At 49.2% G+C, this 21,959-nt stretch carries 20 protein-coding genes; 4 read left to right on the top strand and 16 right to left on the bottom strand.

All coding sequences use genetic code 11. The features are described 5' to 3' along the window. The first annotated feature begins 53 nt into the window (after window positions 1-53). From T472_RS14555 to T472_RS14545, 3 genes are read left to right on the top strand one after another with little or no spacing between them, the layout of a single operon-like run. Complete coding sequence (locus tag T472_RS14555; protein ID WP_023389071.1) at window positions 54-4,868, top strand: cytidylyltransferase; 4,815 nt, start codon at window positions 54-56, stop codon at window positions 4,866-4,868. 27 nt (window positions 4,869-4,895) lie between these two features. Beyond that, window positions 4,896-6,137 (top strand): Rossmann-fold NAD(P)-binding domain-containing protein, encoded by a 1,242-nt coding sequence (locus T472_RS14550; protein WP_023389070.1) that lies wholly within the window; start codon window positions 4,896-4,898, stop codon window positions 6,135-6,137. Then, window positions 6,134-6,973, top strand: a complete 840-nt coding sequence (locus T472_RS14545) for a PHP domain-containing protein (RefSeq protein WP_023389069.1) — start codon at window positions 6,134-6,136, stop codon at window positions 6,971-6,973. The genes T472_RS14550 and T472_RS14545 overlap by 4 nt, the downstream gene beginning before the upstream one ends. A gap of 192 nt (window positions 6,974-7,165) precedes the next feature. Here the strand turns inward: T472_RS14545 and T472_RS14540 are convergent, their stop codons facing one another. The 9 genes from T472_RS14540 to T472_RS14505 all read right to left on the bottom strand — a co-directional run bounded on the left by T472_RS14540 (window position 7,166) and on the right by T472_RS14505 (window position 14,304). Further along, a complete protein-coding gene (locus T472_RS14540) occupies window positions 7,166-7,813 on the bottom strand; it encodes a YczE/YyaS/YitT family protein (protein WP_023389068.1) in 648 nt (215 codons plus the stop codon). Between the two features lie 165 nt (window positions 7,814-7,978). After that, window positions 7,979-8,860: a DMT family transporter gene (locus T472_RS14535; RefSeq protein WP_023389067.1), complete on the bottom strand. Its 882-nt coding sequence runs from the start codon at window positions 8,858-8,860 to the stop codon at window positions 7,979-7,981. Between the two features lie 119 nt (window positions 8,861-8,979). After that, on the bottom strand, window positions 8,980-10,218 hold the full coding sequence (locus T472_RS14530) for a hypothetical protein (protein WP_023389066.1): 1,239 nt from the start codon (window positions 10,216-10,218) through the stop codon (window positions 8,980-8,982). A 152-nt stretch (window positions 10,219-10,370) separates the two neighbouring features. Further along, window positions 10,371-10,796: a Fur family transcriptional regulator gene (locus tag T472_RS14525; protein ID WP_023389065.1), complete on the bottom strand. Its 426-nt coding sequence runs from the start codon at window positions 10,794-10,796 to the stop codon at window positions 10,371-10,373. A 77-nt stretch (window positions 10,797-10,873) separates the two neighbouring features. Next, complete coding sequence (gene hprK, locus T472_RS14520; protein WP_023389064.1) at window positions 10,874-11,821, bottom strand: HPr(Ser) kinase/phosphatase; 948 nt, start codon at window positions 11,819-11,821, stop codon at window positions 10,874-10,876. Window positions 11,822-11,836: 15 nt separating this feature from the next. Continuing rightward, window positions 11,837-12,007, bottom strand: coding sequence for a DUF896 domain-containing protein (locus T472_RS19410; RefSeq protein WP_023389063.1), 171 nt, complete (start codon window positions 12,005-12,007; stop codon window positions 11,837-11,839). Between the two features lie 361 nt (window positions 12,008-12,368). Continuing rightward, window positions 12,369-12,761 (bottom strand): hypothetical protein, encoded by a 393-nt coding sequence (locus tag T472_RS14515; RefSeq protein ID WP_023389062.1) that lies wholly within the window; start codon window positions 12,759-12,761, stop codon window positions 12,369-12,371. Then, window positions 12,761-13,015: a DUF1292 domain-containing protein gene (locus T472_RS14510; RefSeq protein WP_023389061.1), complete on the bottom strand. Its 255-nt coding sequence runs from the start codon at window positions 13,013-13,015 to the stop codon at window positions 12,761-12,763. The genes T472_RS14515 and T472_RS14510 overlap by 1 nt, the downstream gene beginning before the upstream one ends. A 92-nt stretch (window positions 13,016-13,107) precedes the next feature. Continuing rightward, complete coding sequence (locus T472_RS14505) at window positions 13,108-14,304, bottom strand: FprA family A-type flavoprotein (RefSeq protein WP_023389060.1); 1,197 nt, start codon at window positions 14,302-14,304, stop codon at window positions 13,108-13,110. 176 nt (window positions 14,305-14,480) lie between these two features. Here T472_RS14505 and T472_RS14500 point away from each other — a divergent pair, with 176 nt between their 5' ends. Continuing rightward, window positions 14,481-15,656 carry a carboxylate--amine ligase gene (locus tag T472_RS14500; protein WP_023389059.1) on the top strand — a complete coding sequence of 392 codons (1,176 nt, stop codon included), beginning with the start codon at window positions 14,481-14,483 and terminating at the stop codon, window positions 15,654-15,656. A gap of 95 nt (window positions 15,657-15,751) precedes the next feature. Here the strand turns inward: T472_RS14500 and T472_RS14495 are convergent, their stop codons facing one another. From T472_RS14495 to T472_RS14465, 7 genes are read right to left on the bottom strand one after another with little or no spacing between them, the layout of a single operon-like run. Further along, entirely contained in the window at window positions 15,752-16,402 is a 651-nt protein-coding gene (locus T472_RS14495) for a V-type ATP synthase subunit D (protein WP_023389058.1), read from the bottom strand. A gap of 2 nt (window positions 16,403-16,404) precedes the next feature. Next, entirely contained in the window at window positions 16,405-17,793 is a 1,389-nt protein-coding gene (locus tag T472_RS14490) for a V-type ATP synthase subunit B (RefSeq protein ID WP_023389057.1), read from the bottom strand. Continuing rightward, complete coding sequence (locus T472_RS14485) at window positions 17,786-19,549, bottom strand: V-type ATP synthase subunit A (RefSeq protein ID WP_023389056.1); 1,764 nt, start codon at window positions 19,547-19,549, stop codon at window positions 17,786-17,788. The genes T472_RS14490 and T472_RS14485 overlap by 8 nt, the downstream gene beginning before the upstream one ends. A 14-nt stretch (window positions 19,550-19,563) precedes the next feature. Further along, on the bottom strand, window positions 19,564-19,872 hold the full coding sequence (locus T472_RS14480; RefSeq protein ID WP_023389055.1) for a V-type ATP synthase subunit F: 309 nt from the start codon (window positions 19,870-19,872) through the stop codon (window positions 19,564-19,566). Continuing rightward, complete coding sequence (locus T472_RS14475; RefSeq protein WP_023389054.1) at window positions 19,865-20,866, bottom strand: V-type ATP synthase subunit C; 1,002 nt, start codon at window positions 20,864-20,866, stop codon at window positions 19,865-19,867. Before T472_RS14475 ends, T472_RS14480 begins: the two co-directional genes overlap by 8 nt. Before the next feature lie 9 nt (window positions 20,867-20,875). Then, complete coding sequence (locus tag T472_RS14470) at window positions 20,876-21,433, bottom strand: V-type ATP synthase subunit E (protein ID WP_023389053.1); 558 nt, start codon at window positions 21,431-21,433, stop codon at window positions 20,876-20,878. A gap of 46 nt (window positions 21,434-21,479) precedes the next feature. Then, the gene (locus tag T472_RS14465) at window positions 21,480-21,959 is read right to left on the bottom strand and encodes a V-type ATP synthase subunit K (RefSeq protein ID WP_023389052.1); all 480 of its coding nucleotides are present in this window, start codon (window positions 21,957-21,959) and stop codon (window positions 21,480-21,482) included.

The raw sequence follows: 21,959 nt of genomic DNA, 5'->3' as shown, positions 1-21,959 counted from the left end.
AGGATATAATAAAGGGGAACAGAGAATATCGTGCGCTTTGGGGGGCAATCTCTATGGGTAAGTCTCATAACAGGGAATTTCAGGACAATCTTAGGAAAAGGTTCTCTTCGCCTGCATTCTTGAAGAAGCTGGGTCCGGGCAGGGATGCGGCGCTTTTCCTTTCGTCAGACAAGACCTTCATAAAGGACCTTTACAGCCTGTCAAGCCTTTCCGACTTTTCGGGAGGTACGCTTCTCGGTATCCTCAAGGGGAACCTGTCCCAGTTTTCAGATGTTCCTGACATGGACCTGAAGGACATATATGAGTATATGGTGAAGAAGGCCTTCAGGGATTCCAGGGACAGGGAGTTCAGCCCGGAGGAATCAGACTTTGCAGCGATATACGCAGCAGCATACAGGGAGCTTAACAGGCTTGAATCGCAGAGCGACTCCAAGGATTTCCATGTGGTTCACAGCTTCAGGTTCCTAACCAAAGAAGAGTATGAAGACCTCGAGGAGGATGAGTACGGCAAGTTCATGAAGGCAATGGAGGATGACTACATCCTTGAGATCATGAAGCTTTCAAGGGAGCTCTACGGCTTCAACACACTCGACCATGTGGCAGGAGTGCATTATGTAGGCATGAGGACAGCAAGGCAGCTGAAAACTCTCGGCCTTACCATAGACCTCGGAAGGGTATCAGGAGCTTTAGCCGGACACGATATCGGCAAGTATGGGGTTAAGACAGGTGAGATGGGAAGGGTTCCCTACCTTCACTACTATTATTCAGACATCTGGTTCAAGAAGCATGGGATAAACTACATCAGGAACATCGCTGTCAATCATTCCACCTGGGACCTTGAGCTTGAGAACCTGTCCCTGGAGGCACTGATACTCATATATTCTGATTTCAGGGTAAAGAACAGGAAAACTGACGGAAAGGACACAATGCACATTTATGACCTTGATGATTCCTTTGCGGTGATCCTGGACAAGCTTGACAACGTGGATGATACAAAGAGGAGAAGGTACGAAAAGGTATATGCCAAGCTCAAGGATTTCGAGGAATATCTCCGGACCCTGGGCGTAGTCACTGACCCTTATAAGCCAGCTGAACCTGCACGCAGACCTCTGAAGGATGCCAGCCTCTGCTTCGGCACGGAGATAGTGGACAGGCTCAAATACCATGCGATCGACCACAACATAAGGGTCATGTGGCAGCTGAGGAACGAGTTCTCCATGGAGACCATGCTGGAGGAGGCAAGGAGCCTCAGGGACTGGAGGGACCTCAGGGAGTACATAAGGATACTTGAGGAATACTCCACATACCTTACCCAGAACCAGAAGCTTCAGGTCATAAGCTTCCTCAAGGAGAACCTGGTCCATCCCGAAGATGATATCAGGCATCATTCAAGCGAGATAATCGGAAGGCTTGTCGGAACCTTTGACGAGGACTACAGGAAGGAGCTGCCTCTTGAGGAAACACAGCCATCTTCCATGGTCAAGGGTAAGGACCTGCTTGATTCTACGCTAAGGAGCCTTCTCTACCCAGACCACAACACCATCGAGAGCCACAGGTTCTTTCTGGGCTATTCGCTCGGAGGAATAATGCAGTCACTTTTCAAGTCCCTTCCTGAATCCAGGGTATGCGAGTATTCTGACGTGGTAATGAGAAACTTTACCGCTGCATCATTGAGGAACGAGGACACCTCATTGTTCCTTGCAGGCTCTCTCAGACACATCCCCTGTGATGCGCAACTCATGGAGGGATACCTTTCGGATATGCTTTCAGGCACATACATACAGAGGCTTGCAGCGCTTGAAGTGCTGACCTCCCAGGACATGTCCGGTGCATTCAGTGAGGACTTCATTGGGACACTCAGGAAAAGGGTCTTAAAGGTGAGACCTGATACCGAGACAGCTGAAATATACCTTCTATTCAGGCTTTCTGCAAGACTTAATGAGCCTTCAAGGAGGAAGGCACTTTCAGACGAGCTTGAACGCAGGAGGTCAGGCATATCAGAAATATACCTTGCCAACCTTAAGAGCGCCACGCACTGGATAGTCAAGAGGGTGTCAATAAGGCTCCTCCTTTTCTATACGCTTACTGGCGACGGCTCCATGGCACTCAACAACGCCATACACCTCTGCAACCTTCTCAAGGTATCTGCCATCGAGTCAGTAAGGAGGACCGCAGGAAACACGCTTCTGGCGCTTATGGGAAGACTGAGCCCCAATGAAAGGAACGAAGTATCCGTGGAGCTCCTTAGGGCCCTTGAGATAGAAGGCCACAGGTTCACAGAATACATTCCGAAGCCTCTTGGTAAGTCACTGCTATTCCTCCCTACCAAGGAATTCGATGAGATCATTGATGACCTCCTCCAGAAGGTCAAGACCTCTACCTCCTCGGTAAGGAGCCTCATCCTCAAGACCCTTGGGACAAGCCTCGAGTCCTTCATGGAGTTCGGCTTCAGGAACCTCTACCTTTCCGAGGATGAGAAATCTGCAAGGATAAGGAACATGGTGAGGGTTCTCCTTTACGGGCTGTCCGACTATGACCCCCTTACTATAAGGTCTTCATTCACAACCATAGGCAAGGTGCTTTTCGCTTCCGGAATGGTATCAGACGAGCATAAGAGACAGCTATTCGACATGATCGGAAAGAAGCTTCTGACCCTGCTTTCCCATGACGACAGGAACCTTCTGTTCCTTGCGCAAAGCGCAGGCCTTAACCACATATACAGGTTCATGTCAGGCTACATACATGACCACGGAGGCCTGAGGCTTACTGAGGCAACCAGATATGCCTTCTTCCCAGGCACCTTCGACCCCTTCACAATATCACACAGGAACATCGCCATACTCATAAGGGACCTTGGATATGAGGTATATCTTGCCATTGATGAATTCTCATGGTCCAAGAAGACACTTCCAAACAAGGTGAGGCGAAGCATACTTAACATGAGCACCGCAGGAGAGCTTGGCCTTTACCTCTATCCCGAGGACATGCCGGTAAACCTGTCGAGCCCTGATGACATAAGGATGCTCAAGGGGTCCTTCAACGGCGAAGTCAGCATGGTCTGCGGAAGTGACGTGGTTGAAAATGCCTCAAGCTACAAGAAGCCGCCTGAAGAGGATTCGATACATTCGTTAAGGCACTTGGTATTCGAAAGAAGCAGGGGCCGCAGCAGCAAGAGAAAGATACGGGGCATACTAAGCGATGTCGAATTCCTTGACCTTCCTAAGGACCTCAAGGAGATAAGCTCGACCCAGATAAGGGTGAACATCGACGAGAACAGGGACATCTCATCCCTTATCGACCCTCTTGCACAAAAATACATCTACACCAACGGATTCTACCAGAAGACACCTGTTGAGAAGACGCTGCTTCAGATGTCCTTCCTTGAGAAGAAGATAGCGCCTGCATATGATGAGGAGCTTGATTCAGATATAGCAAGGCTTTTCGGCGGGGACAGCGATGAAATAAGGAACATCGTGAAGACAAACTACAGAAGGCCTTCAGGCAGGGTCCTGGTCCTAAAGGACATCAACACCGGGCGTCCGGTCGGTCTCTCCATGTTCCACTGGGCAAGGAGCGAAAACATACTGAAGGAAGTTGGTGAACCAGGGCTTGCGAACCTTGTCAGGGAAAAGAACCAGGGAAGGATAATCGTACTTGACGGCTTCTTCTCGGATCCTCCCGACAGGCTTAGGAACTACAAGCAGATCCTTCTTACTGAGACCCTGTCCTTCGCAACCTCCAGGGACTACGAATACGCCCTCTACCTTCCGAAGCATGCTATCCTCGACGACCCTGGATTCCATTCGATAATGGAGCACTGCAACTTCAGGAGTCTTTCAGAGGACCATCCCCTGCTTTATGTGGACATGAGGACACCGTTAGTCCTGAACCTTGACATTGACAACATACTGAAGGACCCGTTCAGGACCAACCAGAAGCTCGGCGCAGCCATATCCTCGGCAAGAGGAAGGCTCCAGAAGGCCATCTGCGGTCTGTTCCCGGGAACTCTCCTCATACCCTATGAGCCCCTCATGTTGCACCAGGGAATGATCCAGAAGATCTGTCGGGATAACGGGGTCTCGATGAGGGTAACCGAGCCAAGGACCCTCGGCGAGCTCATGTGCGTACCATACGGTGACATACTGGACAGGGAACTGATACCGAACACGGTGACAAAATCCCTGCATACCGAGAAATACTTCAACTCAGACATGAAGGGTTTCACAATAAAGGAGGTCCCCTTCTACCTGTCCCTTGAGGACCAGGTGAGGACCCTCGCCTCCTTCAAGAGGCCTGTAATACTTGTTGATACACTCCTCCACAAGGGTTACAGGATGAAGGCACTGAACCCGCTTCTCAAGAAGGAGGGTATCGAGGTCAGGAAGATCATCACCGGGATCCTTTCGGCAAGGGGGCTTGACCTCATGGCCCACAAAGGCTATTCGGTGGACTCTGTGTACTACATACCAAGGCTCAAGGTCTGGTTCAATGAGATCGACCTTTACCCGTTCATCGGAGGAAACGCACTCTGGAGAGGATCGTTCCCTGAGAGGAACCTGATACCTTCAGTCAACCTGATCCTGCCCTACACCTCACCGAACTTCATACTTGAAGCCGGCAACAAGGCTCTGTTCGAGCTTTCAAGGGTATCAATAGAGTGTGCCCTTGAGATACTGAAGGTGCTGGAGGAGGAATTCCACAAATACTACGAAAGGAAGCTTACGCTATCCTCGCTTGGGCATGTATTCACAATGCCAAGGGTTCCTGACAAGGGCAGGGACATTGCATATGACCTGTCAAGAAGTCCATCGAGCTACCTGGAATCAGACCTGGAACAGCTCATGAGGTATGACAGACTTATAAGGTAGCAGGGATGCGGCCTGAAAGGAGACAATATGAGGAACACTTTCTCTCTTGATGAAATACTGGCTTACATTGAATGCTCGAGGCGCTCAAGCTCCCTTGATATTCCTGCCTTCCTGGACAGCCTTGAACCTGAGCTGCTCGATTCGGTGATGGCCCTGGTTGCCGAAAACGAGGAGGAAAACTGCCTGTCAGGGATCGATGAGCTTGCGGAATCTGGAAAACCCATATTCCTTGCAGATGAAAGGGTCAGGTTCAACAGACATGTGGCACAGAGCATGAAGGAGCTCCTGGGCAACACCGGTGTGAGGATCCTTATTGATGAGGAGGACTCGCTTGGAGGACTCAGGGTCCATATGGCACGTACTCTCCAGGACCTCGAACCTATGATCCCCTGGAAGCCCAAAATATCAATAGCAGGTCTCGGAGATGTGGGCGGAACCCTTTTGACAGGCCTGAGGCTCCTCGGCGGAGAAGACCTGGGAGCAATAAGGATATACGACCCTGACGCAAACAAGGTCAGGCGATACGAGCTGGAGATAAATGAGGTCAGCGACGGTGGACCCATGCCAGAAGTCATAGGCTCCTCATATCAGGAGCTTCTTGACTGCGACATCCTGGTTTTCACCGTTTCACTGGGTGTCCCGCCTTTAGGGACAAACCTCACTGACGTCAGGATGGTGCAGTTCGAAAAGAACAGCGCCGTGCTCCTGCAGTATGCAAAGGATGCTGAAAAATCAGGCTTCAGGGGTATGTACTTCATAGTATCGGACCCTGTCGACCAGCTGTGCATGAGCCTGATGTTAAACGGGGGCATAGCCCCTGAAAGGATACGGGGCTTTGGTCTGGGTGTCATGGAGGGCAGGGCAAGGTATATCGCGAAGGAGATGGGCGAATACAGGGACGACCTAAGGGTCTATGGACCCCATGGCAAGGGGATCATAGCAGTTAACTCGCTGTCAGAGTATGACGAGGAAGTCTCTCTCGAGCTTGCTGCAAGGACCGAACGCGAAAACTTCAGGATAAGGGAGACAGGCTTCAAGCCTTACATAGCCCCTGCGCTCTCATCAGGCGCCATTCAGATGGTGAAGGCAATACGCGGTGAATACCATGCATCTGCCTGGTTCGACGGCAAGGTTTTCTTCGGCGCGAGGAGCATGTTGAATGAAGGCTTCACCCAGCCTGAAAGGATCCCGCTGAAGGCAATCCTCCCGAGGCTTGAAGCATGCGAGGATTTTCTGCTGAGCTTTTTCAGACAAGGAGACATAGTATGAAACTTGAACTGCACTGCCACACTACCGCATCTGACGGCAAGCTTACCCCTGACGAGCTAATGGCCCTTGCTGCAAGTGAAGGCCTTGACACGCTTGCAGTGACAGACCATGACACAACAGCAGCCCTTCCAAGGCTCGCTGAGCTGTCAAGGGAAAATGGAATACAACTGATCCCCGGAATAGAGCTCACTACAAGCCGCAATGATGAAAGCATACATGTACTCGGCTATTTCACGGATGACAGCTACAGGGACCCTGAGCTCTGCGAATTCCTCCAGGGCAAATATACCCACAGGAACGACAGGGTGAAGAAGATGCTGAAGCTTCTGAAGCAGCATTTCGAGATCGACCTTGACTACGATGAGATAAGGAACAACTCCACAGGAGTCCTTACACGGGTTCACGTCGCCAAGGAGATAACGAAGCTCTACAAGCAGTATACTTTAGACTACATCTTCGACAACTTCATCTCAAAGGACAGCCCTGCATACGTCGAGAACCAGTACCTGCCGATAGAGGAAGGCCTGAGCCTGCTCAGGAAGTACAACTGCATAGCGGTGCTCGCCCACCCGGTGATCTACAAGAAGAACACCCTTGAGGACCTCCTCACGTACGGCTTTGACGGACTGGAATGCTACTACTTCCTTAACAGTGAGGAGCTGACGAACAAGTCGCTTCTCCTCGCACGTGAAAAGAACCTGCTTGTCACAGCAGGCTCAGACTACCACGGCATTAGGGGAGACAAAAAGCATGGCTATCTTGCCTCGATTGAATATGACCCTGACCATCTGGTACCGTTCCTGTCAAGGTTCGGACAGAAGCTGCAACAAGTCTGATGATTCGGGGTACCAGGCTATTCAAATCCGGAAAACCATTCGTAACTGACGGTCAGGTGATCTCATCGCCTGTCCGTTTTTTTCTCTGTACCGCAGGCATGATGCCACACATTGAAGCAGTACGGGTCCCATAAATCAGTCTTCTGCCGCATACAAAAAAACCGTCCATTGCGAACGGCTTTAAATCTTCTTCTATGCAGTTGGTGAGAGGTCAAGCTTGTTGAATACAGGCTCAGCCTTCTTCATGAAGAATCCCATGAGAGGCCCGAACATGAGCATCCCGATGATTGTTCCTTCCCTTACTGTAAGTGGTGTCTTTATTGCGAAGGCCAGTACCAGAACTACTACTATGCAGGCCAGATCAACCAGCTGCCTTAGCTTGCTGAACTGAATGCCTGTCTTTTCGGAAACCGCCATGCAGAGGCCTTCAAGTGCGAATGTGACCGCGTCAAGCTTCATAATGGCCCCTACCGCAGCTGATATTACAGTATATGCCGCAATAAGGACTGCCAGCCTAATCGCGTAGCTGTCAAATGACACGTTGCCAAGCACGTTGTAGAGAACGAAGTTGACAACCATTCCAAGCACAATGCTTACAGGTATCTGGAGAAGCTGCCTGAGCTTGAAATTCCTGCCCATCAGAACAAGCTGTCCCGCAACACAGGATATGTTTATTATCATTCCCATGGTGCCTACCTTCATTCCAGTCATGTTGCTGAGAGTCTGGTTCATCGCATCCCATGCTCCGACGCCAGCTGCAGCCTTAAGTGAAAAAGCAGCCCCTATGCCGGTTATTATGATAAGCACTGTCATCGTGATGTACCTTTTGATTTCTCTCAACTTGCATTTCTCCTTTGCTGCTGAAGTCCCCTGATCCTCATAGGATCACGTGTCCAGCTGTATCCATATCTGAATTCTACAGTAACCATGATATGCATTCAACGGGTTTTCAGAAACTGAAATTTCAATTACTGAAAACAGGAGAAAAGCCGCACAAGGCTCCTGTCACGAACCCTCTGCGACTTTCGTCCCCGCCCTAACGGCCTTCTTCATTATCGGCATGAGTATTGCTGAAAATATCAGCAACGCCCCTATTATCATCCTCGTCGAGATTACCTCCCGGAATACGATGACTGAGAATACCGTGGCGAAAAGCGCTTCCGTTGACATTATGACCGCAGCCCTCGTCTCATTTGTGAACTTCTGGCTGTAGGTCTGGAGGAAGAAGGCTATCGTGGTGGAGAACACTCCAAGGTAAACTATGGCCGCGTAGCCTGCCGGCTCTGCGCCAAGCATTGTGCCGCCTCTCATTGCAAGCACGATCGCTGAAAGCAGGAAGGATACGTTCATCTGTATTACCGTAAGGTCAATTGCACTTTCTTCCTGGGAATACATCCCCGTGAAGAATATGTGGAACGCAAAGGCTATAGAGCACAGAAAGCTCAGGAAATCTCCCGGATTTATGGAGCCTGACAGGTCAAGCGACAGCACACCCACCCCAATCAGGGCAAGTATGGCACCTGTGGTTTCCTTCCAGTTCAGTCTCTTCTTCAGCAATATGAAACCGAGGAACGGCACTATCACTACATTCACAGCCGTGAGGAATGCGTTCCTTGACGGCGTCGTAAGCTCAAGGCCCAGTGTCTGGAGAAGGAATGCGCAGAACAGGAATACCCCGATTATAATCCCCTTCCTCAGGGTCTCAATCCTAATTCCTTTAAGCCTTCTGAAAAAGACCATATCAAGAAGAAGCGAGGATACAAAGAACCTGCCTGCCATAGCCTGGTAAGGCGTCAGGTAATCAAGTCCTATTGCTCCTGCAATGAACCCGCTTCCCCATATCATGGCCACAAGAAGCAGCCCAGCTTCACCCTTGTATCTCTTCATTCCCCTACCATCCCTTCATCCTATGTGCGAATATGAATATATTATCACAATAAATGAGGGTCAGGCAAACGCCTGACCCTATTAATGTCTGTTTCTTCAGGATATCCTTTTCTGGGTCTTCACTCCATTGGGTATGAATCCTTCATCCTTATCATGTACCTTCCTGAGCCCACTTCTCCCCAGCCGCCGGTAAGTGGTTCTCCATCTATCGTGCCTTCGGTCCATGCACCGATTGAATCACTCGATTCATGGTTCATGAATGAAAAGTAGGTTGAACTGTATTTTGAGATCGACTTGTATGTCCTTTCATATTCGAAATGCCAGGTGCAGGATACTGACAGCGTGCCTTCCACAGGTTCCGGTTCTTCAGTTTCCTTGTCATCACCGGGGCTCCAGTCATATTCAGTCCACATTCCTTCAACATTCAAGTCAACTGAGAAGCTTTCGCCAAGTTTTTTTGGAAGCTGTATCTGATCAGCAGGTATTGAACCCTGGAATCGCCTGAGATGCTCCGTTACACCATCCATAATCACTTCAAAGTATTGAATCCAGTATGTCCCCTCTTCAGAAGTCAGTATTACGAGGTCTCTATAGGATCTCGTCTCATAGGTATCAGGATCATATTCCTCCCAGCCTGAATAGAGCTGTTTCTGGTCCCCCTTCAATACGATCACATTGCTCTTCCCATTTTCTGTCTTCTGTGCAGCTTTTACCTCAGGTTCTTCAGGCATCTCATCTTTGCCTATCATCATTCCCTTGTAGGATGAGAAGCTGACATCGCCGTCTCCTTCAAATTCCACTCCGCCTGCCGTTCCTGATGCTGTTCCTACAAATGTGACACCCTTGCTGAAATTGTTGAACTTGTATGGGGCCTGCCTTGACTTCGAGAGGTACATCTGCCTGGAGTCCTCATTGAGACCAGAAATCTCAAAATCGAAGGAATATGTCTTTTCGACAGGCTCGTTCCCGTCTTCAGGCATCTCCGGATTCCAGACATGCTCAATGCCTGCCACATCATCCAGTAATATATGCAGCGGGTCGAAATTCCTCGCGGGAATTACCAGCGACCCTTCAGGCAGCTGTGCTGAGAAGTCCCTGTAACCAAGGTACTCGCCTTCATCCGTGAATGATTCAGTCCAGTAGTATATGAATCCGTAACCGCCCTTCTCCTCCATCTCCCCAATTTGAATCTGAATCCAGTTCAACTCAGTTACACCATCTTCCCAGCTGCTCCAGCTTACCCTGGCTTCGGTGTATTCGTCAGTGTATTTCATTACGATTCCCGAATCCGCAAACGCAGTGACCGATGAAAAGATGAATGCCGCAAGCGTGAAAATGCAGATAATCAGCTTTCTCATGGCAAACCTCCAGATCATCATGAAACTATTCATGGTTCTTGCCTTTATTATAAGCCTATGACTAATTCCGATATACATCTGTAAGTGAATGAGGGTTTAAAATTGCGTGAATTTTGGGCGAGGAAATGCCGGCTGTCACCAGCCGGCACCAATCATCTCTTTCTTTTTTCAGTGCAGTCCCTGCAGACTCCCCTGAAGTTGAATATCTCGTGTGTCACCTCGAAGCCATCCAGGTCAGATGAAAGCTCAGACACCGGCACCCTGATGCTGACATCGAATATGTTGCCGCAGACATCGCACTTGAAATGTCCGTGCTCCATGGGATTGTAGATGTCAAACCTCGCTTCCTTTGCTTCAATGGGAAGCATCTCTATCAGCTTGTGTTCTATGAAGAGGTTCATCGTGTTGTATACAGTCGCCTTGCTGAGTGTAGGTATCTCCCCTATTAGGGCATCATAGATGTCGTTGATGGATGGGTGGTTGTGGGTGTTCATAAGGTACTCATATATCCTCTTCCTCTGGTACGAGGGCTTGACTCCATTTTCCCTCAGATAGACATCAATGTTCTTCACAGCCATGAACGACACCTCCTTATAACCATTATAATTTATATTAATTATATTTTAACAGATTCCCATGGAAATGTAACCTGTTTCTAGTCCAGGTCAACCATAACCGAATATTCGCCAAGCTTGTCCCTTGTCGCCACTTCCCTCATCCTCTGGTCTATGACTTCCGCTGGGGAAACCTTCGTAACACGCTGATGCCTGTAGTTTGCGGCTGCAGCCTCGATGATTATCGATATGTTCCTTCCGCTCCTTACAGGAACTGTTATCTTCTTGACCTTCACACCAAGGATCTCCTGATATTCATCCATTCCGAGGCGGTCATAGTCGCCGTCATCTCTCCAGTGCTCAAGGTGGATTATGATGTCGAGCCTCTTGTTCCGGACCATGGTAGACAGTCCGAACAGGGCTGACACATCTATTATTCCGAGGCCCCTTACCTCCATCATTCCGAAGGTTATCTCAGGCGACCTTCCCCTCAGTATCCCGTCGACCTCCCGGATGTCAACAGCGTCATCCGCAACCAGCCTGTGCCCCCTCTTAAGGAGTTCAAGCGTTGCCTCTGACTTTCCTATGCCGCTTTCTCCGGTGATGAACACTCCCATGCCGTATATGTCGACAAGCACGCCATGCATCCTGGTTTCAGGCGCAGTGGCGTTGGCGATGTATAAGGTGAGCTTCGATATGAAATTGGTGGTTGATTCCTTGGTGCGGAGCAGCCACCTCTTGTAGGTCTTCGCAGCATCCACTATCTCCTGGTGTGGTTCAAGACCCCTCGTTATTACCAGACAAGGTATGTTGTACCTCATGAACCTTCCCAGCCTTTTCTTCCTGAGCTCAGGTATGAGTTCATCGAGAAAGCTCCATTCCCCCTGGCCTATGACCTGGATCCTTTTCCTGCTGAAGTAGTTGTAGAAGCCTGCGAGCTGAAGCCCGGGCCTGTTGACGTCGGTTATGTTTATGACGTCATTCTCAGGGCCCTTCACCAGGACCTCCATATCGAATTCCTTGATTATCTTTTCCACTGTAACAGCCATCGACATATCCCCCGATTATTTTTTGCGTTCTATCCCCTCAAGGCTACTTCTAAGGTTTCCCTTCACCCTGCCAATATATTCTCTTCTCAAGCTTTCCCGTTCGAGTGTCTCTTCCGGGGTAAGCTCCCTTTCCCTGGCTATCCTTGAATATTCGTTTATCCTTGCAACAAGCTCATCATGTTCCATTATAATACTCCTTAATAAAAATTGCTCTGCAATAAATGCAGAGCAACCACAAACTTTCTAGTTTCCCGACATGCCGTTCACCTATTGATCCATACCTGCGCTCAGCAGGTGGGTTCTCCTCAGGTGGAATTCTATCTCCTTATGTTCCATGGAGAAGGTGTAGCTACTACCTTAAGTCTGATATCATCCATCTTGTTGGAGATCCCGGATATGTAATGTAGGTTGAATATATAGGCTACGCGTACATCTCAGGATTCCTAATTAGATTATAGCATACTTCCGGACATTTACAACAAACCTCTCAACAAATTAACTTAATATTCTGCAAAGTTCTTTGTCCCCCATGGATTAGCGGCGTTAGTCAGAGGCTCAGCTCTTCAAGCACTGTTTCAAAATCCACATCAAGGTCATCCTTCAGAAACATCAGTATGACCTCTATTGTGCCATAGTCTTCCGGGTCTATGTCGTAGGTCACGAACTGCCCGTCAATGTTCTCGTCCTCTATGATCTCCTCGACTATGTCACCTATGTTGTCTACGGCGAGGTCAGTAAGGAACGGGAACATGTGGTCAAAGTAGTATTCGTCACTCTCTTCTTCAGCTTCTTCTTTCGCAAAGCTTGCTGCAGATGCCAGTTCTTCTTCGTCGAAATCATAGAATGCCCTGACAACGAGCACTCCCTCTTCATCCTTCAGTATCTCAATGTCACTGAGGCCCTTGTCCTCCATCATGGAGATGATATCCTTCTTTTCCATTATTCCACCTCACCGTATAAAAGATTCTTGTATTCCTTCTTAACCTTCAGGAATTCCACGTCATCCTCAACGGCATTGAGCTCCTCTTTGCCTTCGGAATCCTTGTCCACCCTGAAAACGAACTCATCTTCGCTGTTCTCGTCCAAGGGGGCAAGTATCAGGTACTCCTGCTCTTCCACATATACCCTAGCCACGGCTTCAAGCTCCACCACGTTGCCTTCTTCATCCCTGAACTTCATTGTTTCACGTTCCAAAGCACACCCCCTGCATCATTTTGTCTGATTAAATAATAACACCTAAGAGAGCTTGCTTCAACGAACATCTTCTTAAGAAATGCAATTAAATCCTATCTGCACTTTTCACTTACCGCATCAAGGAACCTGTCCGCGAACTCATCAGAGAGCCTGTACTCCTCCTCCGATGCCACGAACTTGAACCTGAAGCCTTCGACAGGACTCATCTTCAGACCCTTCAGCCTTTCAGTGAGAAGCTGCACACCCTCTCCTGTCCATCCGTAGGACCCGAAAGCCCCGCAGACCTTTCCCTTGTTCGTTATCGCCGAAGCATGCCCAAGGAGCTCCCAGGCAGGCAGGACAGCATCCCTGTTGATGGTTGGTGAGCCTATGAGGAACGCCTTTGATTCCTCAAGCCTCCTTGATGCCTCCGGTATGCCGATTTCTGTGATGTCGTTGACATGGACAGTCTCGCCCTTGGCCCTCAGCCTGTCTGCAATATGGTTAGCAACATCAGCAGTATTTCCGTAGGCCGATACGTAGAGGATCTCTATGTCCTTATGGTAGCTGTCAGGAAGCTTTGCCCACTCCCTGTACTTCTCAAGGTAGAAGCCTATGTCCTCGGTATGCACAGGACCGTGGCTCACGCAGACCATGTCGAAGTCGTACTCGTTAAGCCTGTCCAGGGCCTTGTTGACGAAGCCCTTGAAAGGTCCCATTATGACATCGAAATAGTACTTCATCTCCTCAAGGTAGCTTTCAGCGTCATCAGCTGACTGTGCCTCCTCTTCGGCATAGTGGCAGCCAAGGAAGTCGCAGGTGAACATGGTCTTCATTTCCCTCGCATAGGCAAATATGGTGTCCGGCCAGTGCAGGTTCGGAGCAGATATGAACTCAAGGTTGAGGTCACTGCCAAGAGAGAGCACGCTCCTGTCCCTGGCATCGATCCAGCTGAAGTCCCTGTTCAGTATGTCCTTAAGGTAGTTCATGGCAGCCCTCGACGAGACCACCTGAGCCTCAGGATAGTCATCGAGAAGGCTTCCGATCGTACCCGAATGGTCGCATTCCGTATGGAGCGTAACTATATAGTCAACCTTCCTGTCACCTATGACGGATATTATGTTCTCCCTGAATTCCGGATAGAACGGATTCTTAACGTTGTCCACTACGGCAACCTTGTCCTCTCCAACCAGCAGGTAGGAGTTGTAGGTCGTTCCCTTCTTTGTCTCCATTATTATGTCAAATACCCTTAGCTCAGGGTTTTCAACGCCGATCCAGTACAGATTTTCCTTCAGAAGCTTCGCAGCCATTATAATCACCTCATATCAATTTTTAACGATTATATTGTATCAAATTTATAATCGTTTTGCACTACTTTTTTAGAATCATTATAAATTGTTTTTAGTGGTATGACGAAAGGAAAGTATTGAATGCCAGGTAGCATAAATTGTATTATAGTATAGTCAAGGAACTACAGGAGGTTATCATGGAAAGCAAAGCGGTCATACTTGGCTCAAATTACTATATAGGCCTGTCAATAATACGATGTCTCGGAAAAGAAGGGATCCATACCGTAGCAATGGATTATTCCACCGAAAACACATACGGTGCAAAATCAAGATATCTCAGGGAACAGCTCATCGTCCCCCACTACAGGAAGGATGAGGAGAAGCTTGTTGCCTACATGGTGGAATACTCGAAGAAGCAGGACAGGAAGCCTGTGCTGTTTCCAAGCGGTGACCCCTATGTCGAGTTCATCGACAAGAACTTCGACTTACTCAAGGAGCATTACCTGTTCCCGATGGACAGGAAGGGAAAATGGACGGACGCCCTCATGAAGGATTCACTGGAGAAGCTGGCAGTGAAATTCGGGATGCCGGTACCTGAAAGCGTCCAGCTCGACGATCCTGACATAGCAAGGAAGGTCGATGAATTGATCGGCTATCCGTGCATACTCAAGCCTACTGAATCCACCCAGTTCGTCGCAAAGTTCAGAGTGAAGAACTTCCTTCTGAAGAGCAGAGAGGACCTTGTAAAATACAGGGACACCATCATTGAAGCAGGAATGGGCGGCGTGGTGCAGAGGATAATCCCCGGCTTCGACGACCACATGTATACGTATGATGCGTATCTTGACAAACATTCTGATGTGACACACTGGATGACATGCCAGAAGCACAGGCAGTTCCCCATAAACTTCGGAGCCTCGGTTTACACTGAGCAGAGGCTGGTCCCTGAGCTCCACGAGATGAGCAGGAAGTTCTTCAAGGACATCGGATACAGGGGCTTCGGTGAGATAGAGTACAAGAAGGATTCCAAGACCGGTAAGTTCTACCTAATAGAGATCAACGCGAGGACAACGAACCTCAATAGCCTGCTTTACAAGGCCGGTGTGAACTTTCCGCTCCTTGCGTACAGGGAAATGACCGGAGGGACCGTTCTCCACGACAGGAAGACCTATGATACCGGGATCTATTTCAGATACCTCTACGAGGACCTCCTTGCGATGAGGGAATATGCCCGTGCTGGACAGCTTTCAAAGACATCCATGGCTCTTTCCCTCCTTAAGCGAAAGGCTCCAGCGATACTTGATCTTTCTGACCTGAAGCCCGGAATCGCATTCCTCAGGATGGTTTACGGGAAAGTCAAAAAGAGGGGCTGAGAAAATCCCAAAACCAAATGTTTCAGTCACGCAAAAAAGTATTGTACTGACAAGAGGGCGGCATGCTGGTCTGCATGCCGCCCTCTCTTTTTCTGTTACGCTGTTTCCTGCGATTTCTGGATTATGTCCTTGACCTTCATGAGCCTCGTTATCGTGCTTCTCTCATTTTCGTCAAGCTTCATCCTGATGAACTTGATGGTCTCCTTCAGTTCAGGTATGGTCCTGTATTCCAGGGCGTTTACCCTTCTTCTGGTCTTTTCTATCTCATCAGCCATCAGCTGGCAGGACTTCTCCACCTCTGCAAGCTCAAGGAGCTTTGGCATTATGGAGTAGAGCTTTGAAATGGCGTCGTCAAGCTCAGAGGAGGTCTGGGCGAATCCGTAAGGATAAATGCTGCCCTCGTCACCTTCAAGCTTCCTTATGAAGTTCATCACAGGAACGTTGACGCTCATTATGTTCTTTTTCTTGATGTCCACTGTTATGCTTTCTTTTGGGAAAGCGACAGCTTCCTGAAGGAACTCCGGAGACATTATTGCACTCGCAACCAGAAATTCCTTGAAGGACTTCTGGAGTTCTGACTCAACCGCGACTCTCAGTGCCTTGTTTCGCCTGATCATCTCGATGAACCTTCTCATGAGTTCATCCTGCTTGTCCTTGAGGAGCTTGTGGCCTCTGGAAGCGGTGGACAGCCTAACCTTGAGCTTTGTGAGCTCCATTCGGGTAGGGTTCACATTGAGCTTAGCCATGGCTATTCAACTCCTTTGGTCTCTTGGGGCATGTACTTCTCTATGTACTCGTCCCTTATCCTCTTCAGCTCATTCCTTGGAAGTATCGTAAGAAGTTCCCATCCAAGTTCAAGCGTATCCTTTATTTCCCTGTTGTTGTCATAGCCCTGGCTGACATATCTCTTCTCGAACGCATCCGCAAAGTCAGCGAACGCCTTGTCAGTCTCGGAAAGTGCCGATTCACCGAGTATGACCGCTAGCTCCTTGGCCTCCTTGCCTGTAGCATAGGCTGCGAAGAGCTGGTTCATGGTGTCGGCATGGTCCTCCCTGGTCTTGTTCCTTCCTATACCCTTGTCCTTCAGTCTCGAAAGAGAAGGCAGTACATCTATAGGAGGCTGGATCCCCTTCTTGTAAAGGTCTCTTGAAAGGATTATCTGTCCCTCCGTGATATATCCTGTCAGGTCAGGGATCGGATGCGTCTTGTCATCCTCAGGCATGGTAAGTATTGGAATCTGAGTTATGGATCCGCTTCTTCCCTTTATCCTTCCCGCTCTCTCATATATGGTTGAAAGGTCGGTGTACAGATATCCCGGATAACCTCTTCTTCCAGGTACTTCCTTCCTGGCTGCTGAAGTCTCTCTAAGGGCTTCAGCATAGTTGGTAAGGTCAGTAAGTATTACAAGTACATGCATGCCCTTCTCGAAGGCAAGGTACTCTGCGCATGTGAGCGCCATTCTCGGTGTTGCTATTCTCTCTATGGCCGGGTCGTCAGCAAGGTTCATGAAAAGAACGGCCCTGTCTATGGCTCCTGTCTTGTTGAAGTCATCCTTGAAGAACTGTGCCTCCTCAAATGTTATACCCATTGCCGCGAATACGACCGCGAACTTGTCACCCTTGCCAAGCACCCTTGCCTGCCTTGCGATCTGAGCCGCAAGGTCAGCATGAGGAAGTCCTGACCCGGAGAATATGGGCAGCTTCTGTCCTCTGACCAGTGTATTCAGTCCGTCTATGGCTGAAATTCCTGTCTGGATGAACTCTGACGGGTAATCCCTTGAAACCGGGTTTATCGGAACTCCGTTGATGTCCAGTCTCTTCTCCGGAATGATCTTCGGTCCGCCATCCTTTGGCCTTCCTAGTCCGTCGAATATCCTTCCAATCATATCCTCGGAAACTCCGAGTTCAAGCGGCTTGCCAAGGAACCTGACCTTCGTGTCCCTCAGGTTGATTCCTGACGAACCCTCGAACAGCTGTACCATGGCCTTGTCCCCGTTGACCTCAAGGACTCTTCCCCTTCTCTTTTCACCGGTCTGGAGCTCGATCTCAACCAGTTCTTCGTACTTTATTCCTTCTACCCCGTCGACAACCATAAGTGGTCCGACGACTTCGCGGACGGTCCTGTACTCTTTAAGCATTAAGGATTCCTCCTTCCTCTATGAGGTCGTCCACGGCTTTGACAAGCTCCTTCATAACCTCGTTGATTTTTGATATTTCATTTTCAGGCAGGTACTTCATTCTTGCTATCCTGTCCCTGACACTCAGCTTGATGATGTCGTTAAGGTATATGCCGTTGTCAAGCGCCCTCTTTCCTTCGTCATAGAAGGCAAGTACGCACTTCAGCATGAGGTTCTGCTTGTCGAGCGAGCTGTAGGTATCCACTTCATGGAACGCATTCTGCTGAAGGTAGTCCTCTCTTATCGACTTTGCAGCTTCCAGCTTCAGCTGGTCGCCTTCGGAAAGAGAATCCCTTCCGACAAGCCTTACTATTTCCTGGAGTCCTGATTCTTCCTGAAGAAGAGCCATTGCCTTTGCCCTGTTCGAGGCGAAGGTGTTCTCCACATTGGCATCCATCCACTTGTCTACCTTTGCCTGGTAGAGCGAATACGAATTCATCCAGTTGATCGCAGGGAAGTGCCTTCTGTAAGCGAGGTTCGCATCCAGTCCCCAGAAGACCTTTACTATCCTAAGTGTTGCCTGCGATACAGGTTCGGAGATGTCTCCACCTGGAGGTGATACCGCTCCTATTACTGTTATCGCTCCCATCCTGCCATCAGATCCAAGGCAGACTACCTTTCCTGACCTTTCATAGAAGTCGGCGGCCCTTGAACCCAGGTAAGCCGGGTATCCTTCATCGCCAGGCATCTCTTCAAGTCTACCGGACATTTCCCTGAGGGCCTCGGCCCATCTGGAAGTTGAGTCAGCCATTATGGCTACTGAGTATCCCATGTCCCTGAAATATTCAGCTATGGTTATGCCTGTGTATATTGAAGCCTCTCTGGCCGCAACAGGCATGTTTGATGTGTTTGCTATGAGGACTGTCCTCTTCATGAGCGACTCACCGGTCTTAGGGTCCTTTATCTCAGGGAACTCCATAAGAACGTCGGTCATCTCGTTTCCACGCTCTCCGCAGCCGACATATACGACTATCTCTGAATCAGCCCATTTTGCCAGCTGGTGCTGAACGACCGTCTTTCCTGAGCCGAAAGGTCCCGGAACTGCGGCAGTACCTCCCTTGGATACAGGGAAGAACGTGTCTATTACCCTCTGTCCTGTAACAAGCGGCGCATCAGGATTGAGCTTGTGGTCATATGGCCTTCCGCGCCTTACGGGCCATTTCTGGATCATGTTGATCTTTGTGCCGTCCTCAAGCGTGCAGACCGTGTCAGCGACAGTGAAGTCACCTTCAGCTATTTCCTTGACGGTTCCCGAAATTCCCTTCGGAACCATTATCCTGTGCTCAATTATGGATGTTTCCTGTACTGTTCCTATGATGTCACCATGTGAAATGCTGTCGCCAGCCTTTACAACGGGGACGAAATGCCAAACCTTCTCCCTGTTAAGTGCAGGTACTTCGACTCCCTTGACAAGGAAGTCCCCCACCAGCTCCATAATAGAGGTAAGAGGTCTCTGTATGCCGTCAAACATGGACTCAAGAAGTCCAGGCCCCAGCTCTACCGAAAGAGGCGTACCTGTCGTATAGACCGGCTCTCCTGGTCCGATGCCTGTAGTTTCCTCGTATACCTGTATGGAGGCTCTGTCGCCTCTCATTTCTATTATCTCTCCGATGAGCTTATTGTCTGAAACCTTGACAACGTCATAGACGTTGGCTTCATCCATTCCCTCGGCGACAACCAAGGGACCGGATACTTTGATTATCTTTCCTACTTTCAATCTAAGCTCCCCTTCTACAAAATATTTGAACCAACGGCTTTTTCAACGTTCTCGTTGATCCTTCTGAGGCCTATGGAAAGGGATCCCTGGTTGCTCGGTATGAGTATAACCGCAGGAACTATCTCCTTGTTGTATCTTTCAACGGTCTCTGGGATCAGCTCAGCCATCTGCTCAGTGATGAAGATGATACCGTATTTCCTTGCGGCCAGGGTATCAACTGCCTTTCTTGCCTCGTCCTTGTCCAAAACGGGATAGACATCGACTCCAAGTGCCTTGAAGGCAAGTATGGAATCCTTGTCGCCCACAACTCCTATCTTATACATAAAGCTCACGCAGCCTTTCCCTGATTGATTCAGGTGAGATCTTGTTAAGCTTCGACACCATTATGATCCTCAGTGCCTTCATCTCGGCCTCTTTGGCGGCGAGGTAGGAGAATACCGGCTCCGGTCCGAAGACTATGGATTTGGACTGCAGGTTCAGCTTCATGAGATAATTGTCGAGAATCCTCTCGAATTCCGAAAGCCTCATGGTCCTCTGATATGACTCCAGTCCCTTCCTAAGCTCATCGCTTATCTTGTAGCCCTTGAACTTCGACATCATGGTCTCCAGTGAATCTGACAGGGAAAGAAGAATGTCACCCTTAGGTATGCTTCCACCCTCGATTATGGCTTCCTCAAGGAACTTGATGTCCTTTTCAAGCCTCTTCACCCTGACCAGAGTCTTTACGTTGGTAAAGTCAATGATAGTCCTGACATAATCTGTGAAAAGCGGAATTCCTGATTCATCTGCAACTGCAGAGACATGCGAGAAATAGTGCCTGTCCAGTATGATGTCTGTCCTCTGAGGGTCTCCTGTAGCTTCCATGTCCCTGGATGCCTCAATGAGCGCATCCCTCAACCTCGGCTCAACATCCCTGAGGTCCCCGGCAGCATATGCAGCCTTCACCTTCTGGATGTCCCTGCCTCCAAGATTCACGTACATTTCCTTGAAATCAGCCTTCATGGCTGTCTCCTTGACGAGCACCTTGAGGTTGTGGTAGTCATACTTAAGTGAAAGTATCTCTACCACAGAACTTTCGGTTGTCATCTCACCAACGAGCTTGTATACCCTTTTGAGCTCCTGCGAGAGAATCCTCTCGTAATCCTCGCCCCTTGCGACACCGGCCATTGAAGACTGGTATTCAGTTTCAGCCAGTATCTTCAGTGCCTCGTCAATATCCCTTGCGTCGACCATCCTCTCGATCCTTGCCCTGGACAGGAGTCTGGTCTCCAGGACCCTGGTCCTGGTAACAGCCTGGGCGAAATCCATTCTGTTCATAAGTACCTCCTATTCCTTGAAAAGAGCGGAGGCTACATCTGCTTCGAGCTCGTCCCTGAGAAAATCGACCATGTCACCGAAAGTGTAGTTAAGCAGCACTCCCTTGTCCTTGACAAGGAATCCGGAGGCTGATGTCTCTTCGTCAGAGACACTGAAGCCCAGGTCAAGAGCCTTAACCTTCTCCTTCATGGGGCCGGTCACTATGATGGTCTCAGTACCCTTGAGTGAGAGACCTGCCAGCGTATCCTTCAGATACTTGACATAGTCTTCTTCCCCCAGCTCAATCAGGCTTTTCTTCGCAAGGTCAAATACCCTGTCGATTACTCCCTGCTTAGCCTTCAGGCTTTCATTCCTTACTTTGAGCTCTCCGTTGGAGATCACCCTTTCTTTCAAGAGGTTGGCTTCGAAGGCTGCCTTTTCTATGATCCTGTTCTTCCTGTCGTTCGCTTCCTTGATCTTCGAATCAACAAGATCTTCCTTGACCTTGACTGTCTCATCGAGGATGGCCTGGGCTTTTTCCCTGGCGTCCGCGAGGATCTTCTCAGTCAGATTGTCCAGATTTGACATTCCCTCACATCCTTCCATATTTTCTCATGTAACCTTCAGGCTGAGCCTAGAAAGTCACCGCATTGAGAAGTATTAGGGATATGACGAATGAAAGAAGTGCGTATGTCTCAACCATTACGGCGTATATTATACCCTTTGTTGAATGCTCTTCGTTCTTTGCAAGTATCGCAAGACCTGCCGCTGCAGTTCTGCCCTGTGCTATTGCCGATACCCAGCCAACAAATGCTATCGGAAGGCAGGCTATGAATATGTACATTCCCTCCTGGATAGAAAGACCTGCGTCAAGCTTTCCAAGAGCCATAAGTCCTATAACGAATCCATAGAGGCCTTGCGTACCAGGAAGGAGCTGAAGAACAAGTGACTTACCGAACTTCTGTGGTTCTTCCACTATAAGGCCTGTAGCTGCCTCACCGACAAGACCGACACCCTTAGCTGAACCGAAGCCTGAGAATATAACCGCGAAGGCTATACCGAGTACCGCAAAAACAACGCCACCATTATCAAACAAGAACTGTGAAAAAGTCAT

The sequence above is a fragment of the Youngiibacter fragilis 232.1 genome (genome assembly GCF_000495435.3).
Taxonomy (GTDB): Bacteria; Bacillota; Clostridia; order Clostridiales; family Clostridiaceae; genus Youngiibacter; species Youngiibacter fragilis.
The sequence above is the reverse complement of the archived record's forward strand: the minus strand, read 5'-3'. Positions and strand labels throughout refer to the sequence as shown.

Coding starts and splice junctions, on each gene's coding strand:
- T472_RS14480 (WP_023389055.1), bottom strand. CDS start 19,872: ATGTATAAGATAGGAGTTGTGGGCGACAAGGATTCCATACTTGCCTTC.
- T472_RS14535 (WP_023389067.1), bottom strand. CDS start 8,860: ATGAAGAGATACAAGGGTGAAGCTGGGCTGCTTCTTGTGGCCATGATA.
- T472_RS14550 (WP_023389070.1), top strand. CDS start 4,896: ATGAGGAACACTTTCTCTCTTGATGAAATACTGGCTTACATTGAATGC.
- T472_RS14515 (WP_023389062.1), bottom strand. CDS start 12,761: ATGGAAAAGAAGGATATCATCTCCATGATGGAGGACAAGGGCCTCAGT.
- T472_RS14475 (WP_023389054.1), bottom strand. CDS start 20,866: ATGAACAGAATGGATTTCGCCCAGGCTGTTACCAGGACCAGGGTCCTG.
- T472_RS14525 (WP_023389065.1), bottom strand. CDS start 10,796: ATGGCTGTGAAGAACATTGATGTCTATCTGAGGGAAAATGGAGTCAAG.
- hprK (WP_023389064.1), bottom strand. CDS start 11,821: ATGGCTGTTACAGTGGAAAAGATAATCAAGGAATTCGATATGGAGGTC.
- T472_RS14495 (WP_023389058.1), bottom strand. CDS start 16,402: ATGGCTAAGCTCAATGTGAACCCTACCCGAATGGAGCTCACAAAGCTC.
- T472_RS19410 (WP_023389063.1), bottom strand. CDS start 12,007: ATGGAACATGATGAGCTTGTTGCAAGGATAAACGAATATTCAAGGATA.
- T472_RS14505 (WP_023389060.1), bottom strand. CDS start 14,304: ATGGCTGCGAAGCTTCTGAAGGAAAATCTGTACTGGATCGGCGTTGAA.
- T472_RS14465 (WP_023389052.1), bottom strand. CDS start 21,959: ATGACTTTTTCACAGTTCTTGTTTGATAATGGTGGCGTTGTTTTTGCG.
- T472_RS14500 (WP_023389059.1), top strand. CDS start 14,481: ATGGAAAGCAAAGCGGTCATACTTGGCTCAAATTACTATATAGGCCTG.
- T472_RS14530 (WP_023389066.1), bottom strand. CDS start 10,218: ATGAGAAAGCTGATTATCTGCATTTTCACGCTTGCGGCATTCATCTTT.
- T472_RS14545 (WP_023389069.1), top strand. CDS start 6,134: ATGAAACTTGAACTGCACTGCCACACTACCGCATCTGACGGCAAGCTT.
- T472_RS14490 (WP_023389057.1), bottom strand. CDS start 17,793: ATGCTTAAAGAGTACAGGACCGTCCGCGAAGTCGTCGGACCACTTATG.
- T472_RS14555 (WP_023389071.1), top strand. CDS start 54: ATGGGTAAGTCTCATAACAGGGAATTTCAGGACAATCTTAGGAAAAGG.
- T472_RS14470 (WP_023389053.1), bottom strand. CDS start 21,433: ATGTCAAATCTGGACAATCTGACTGAGAAGATCCTCGCGGACGCCAGG.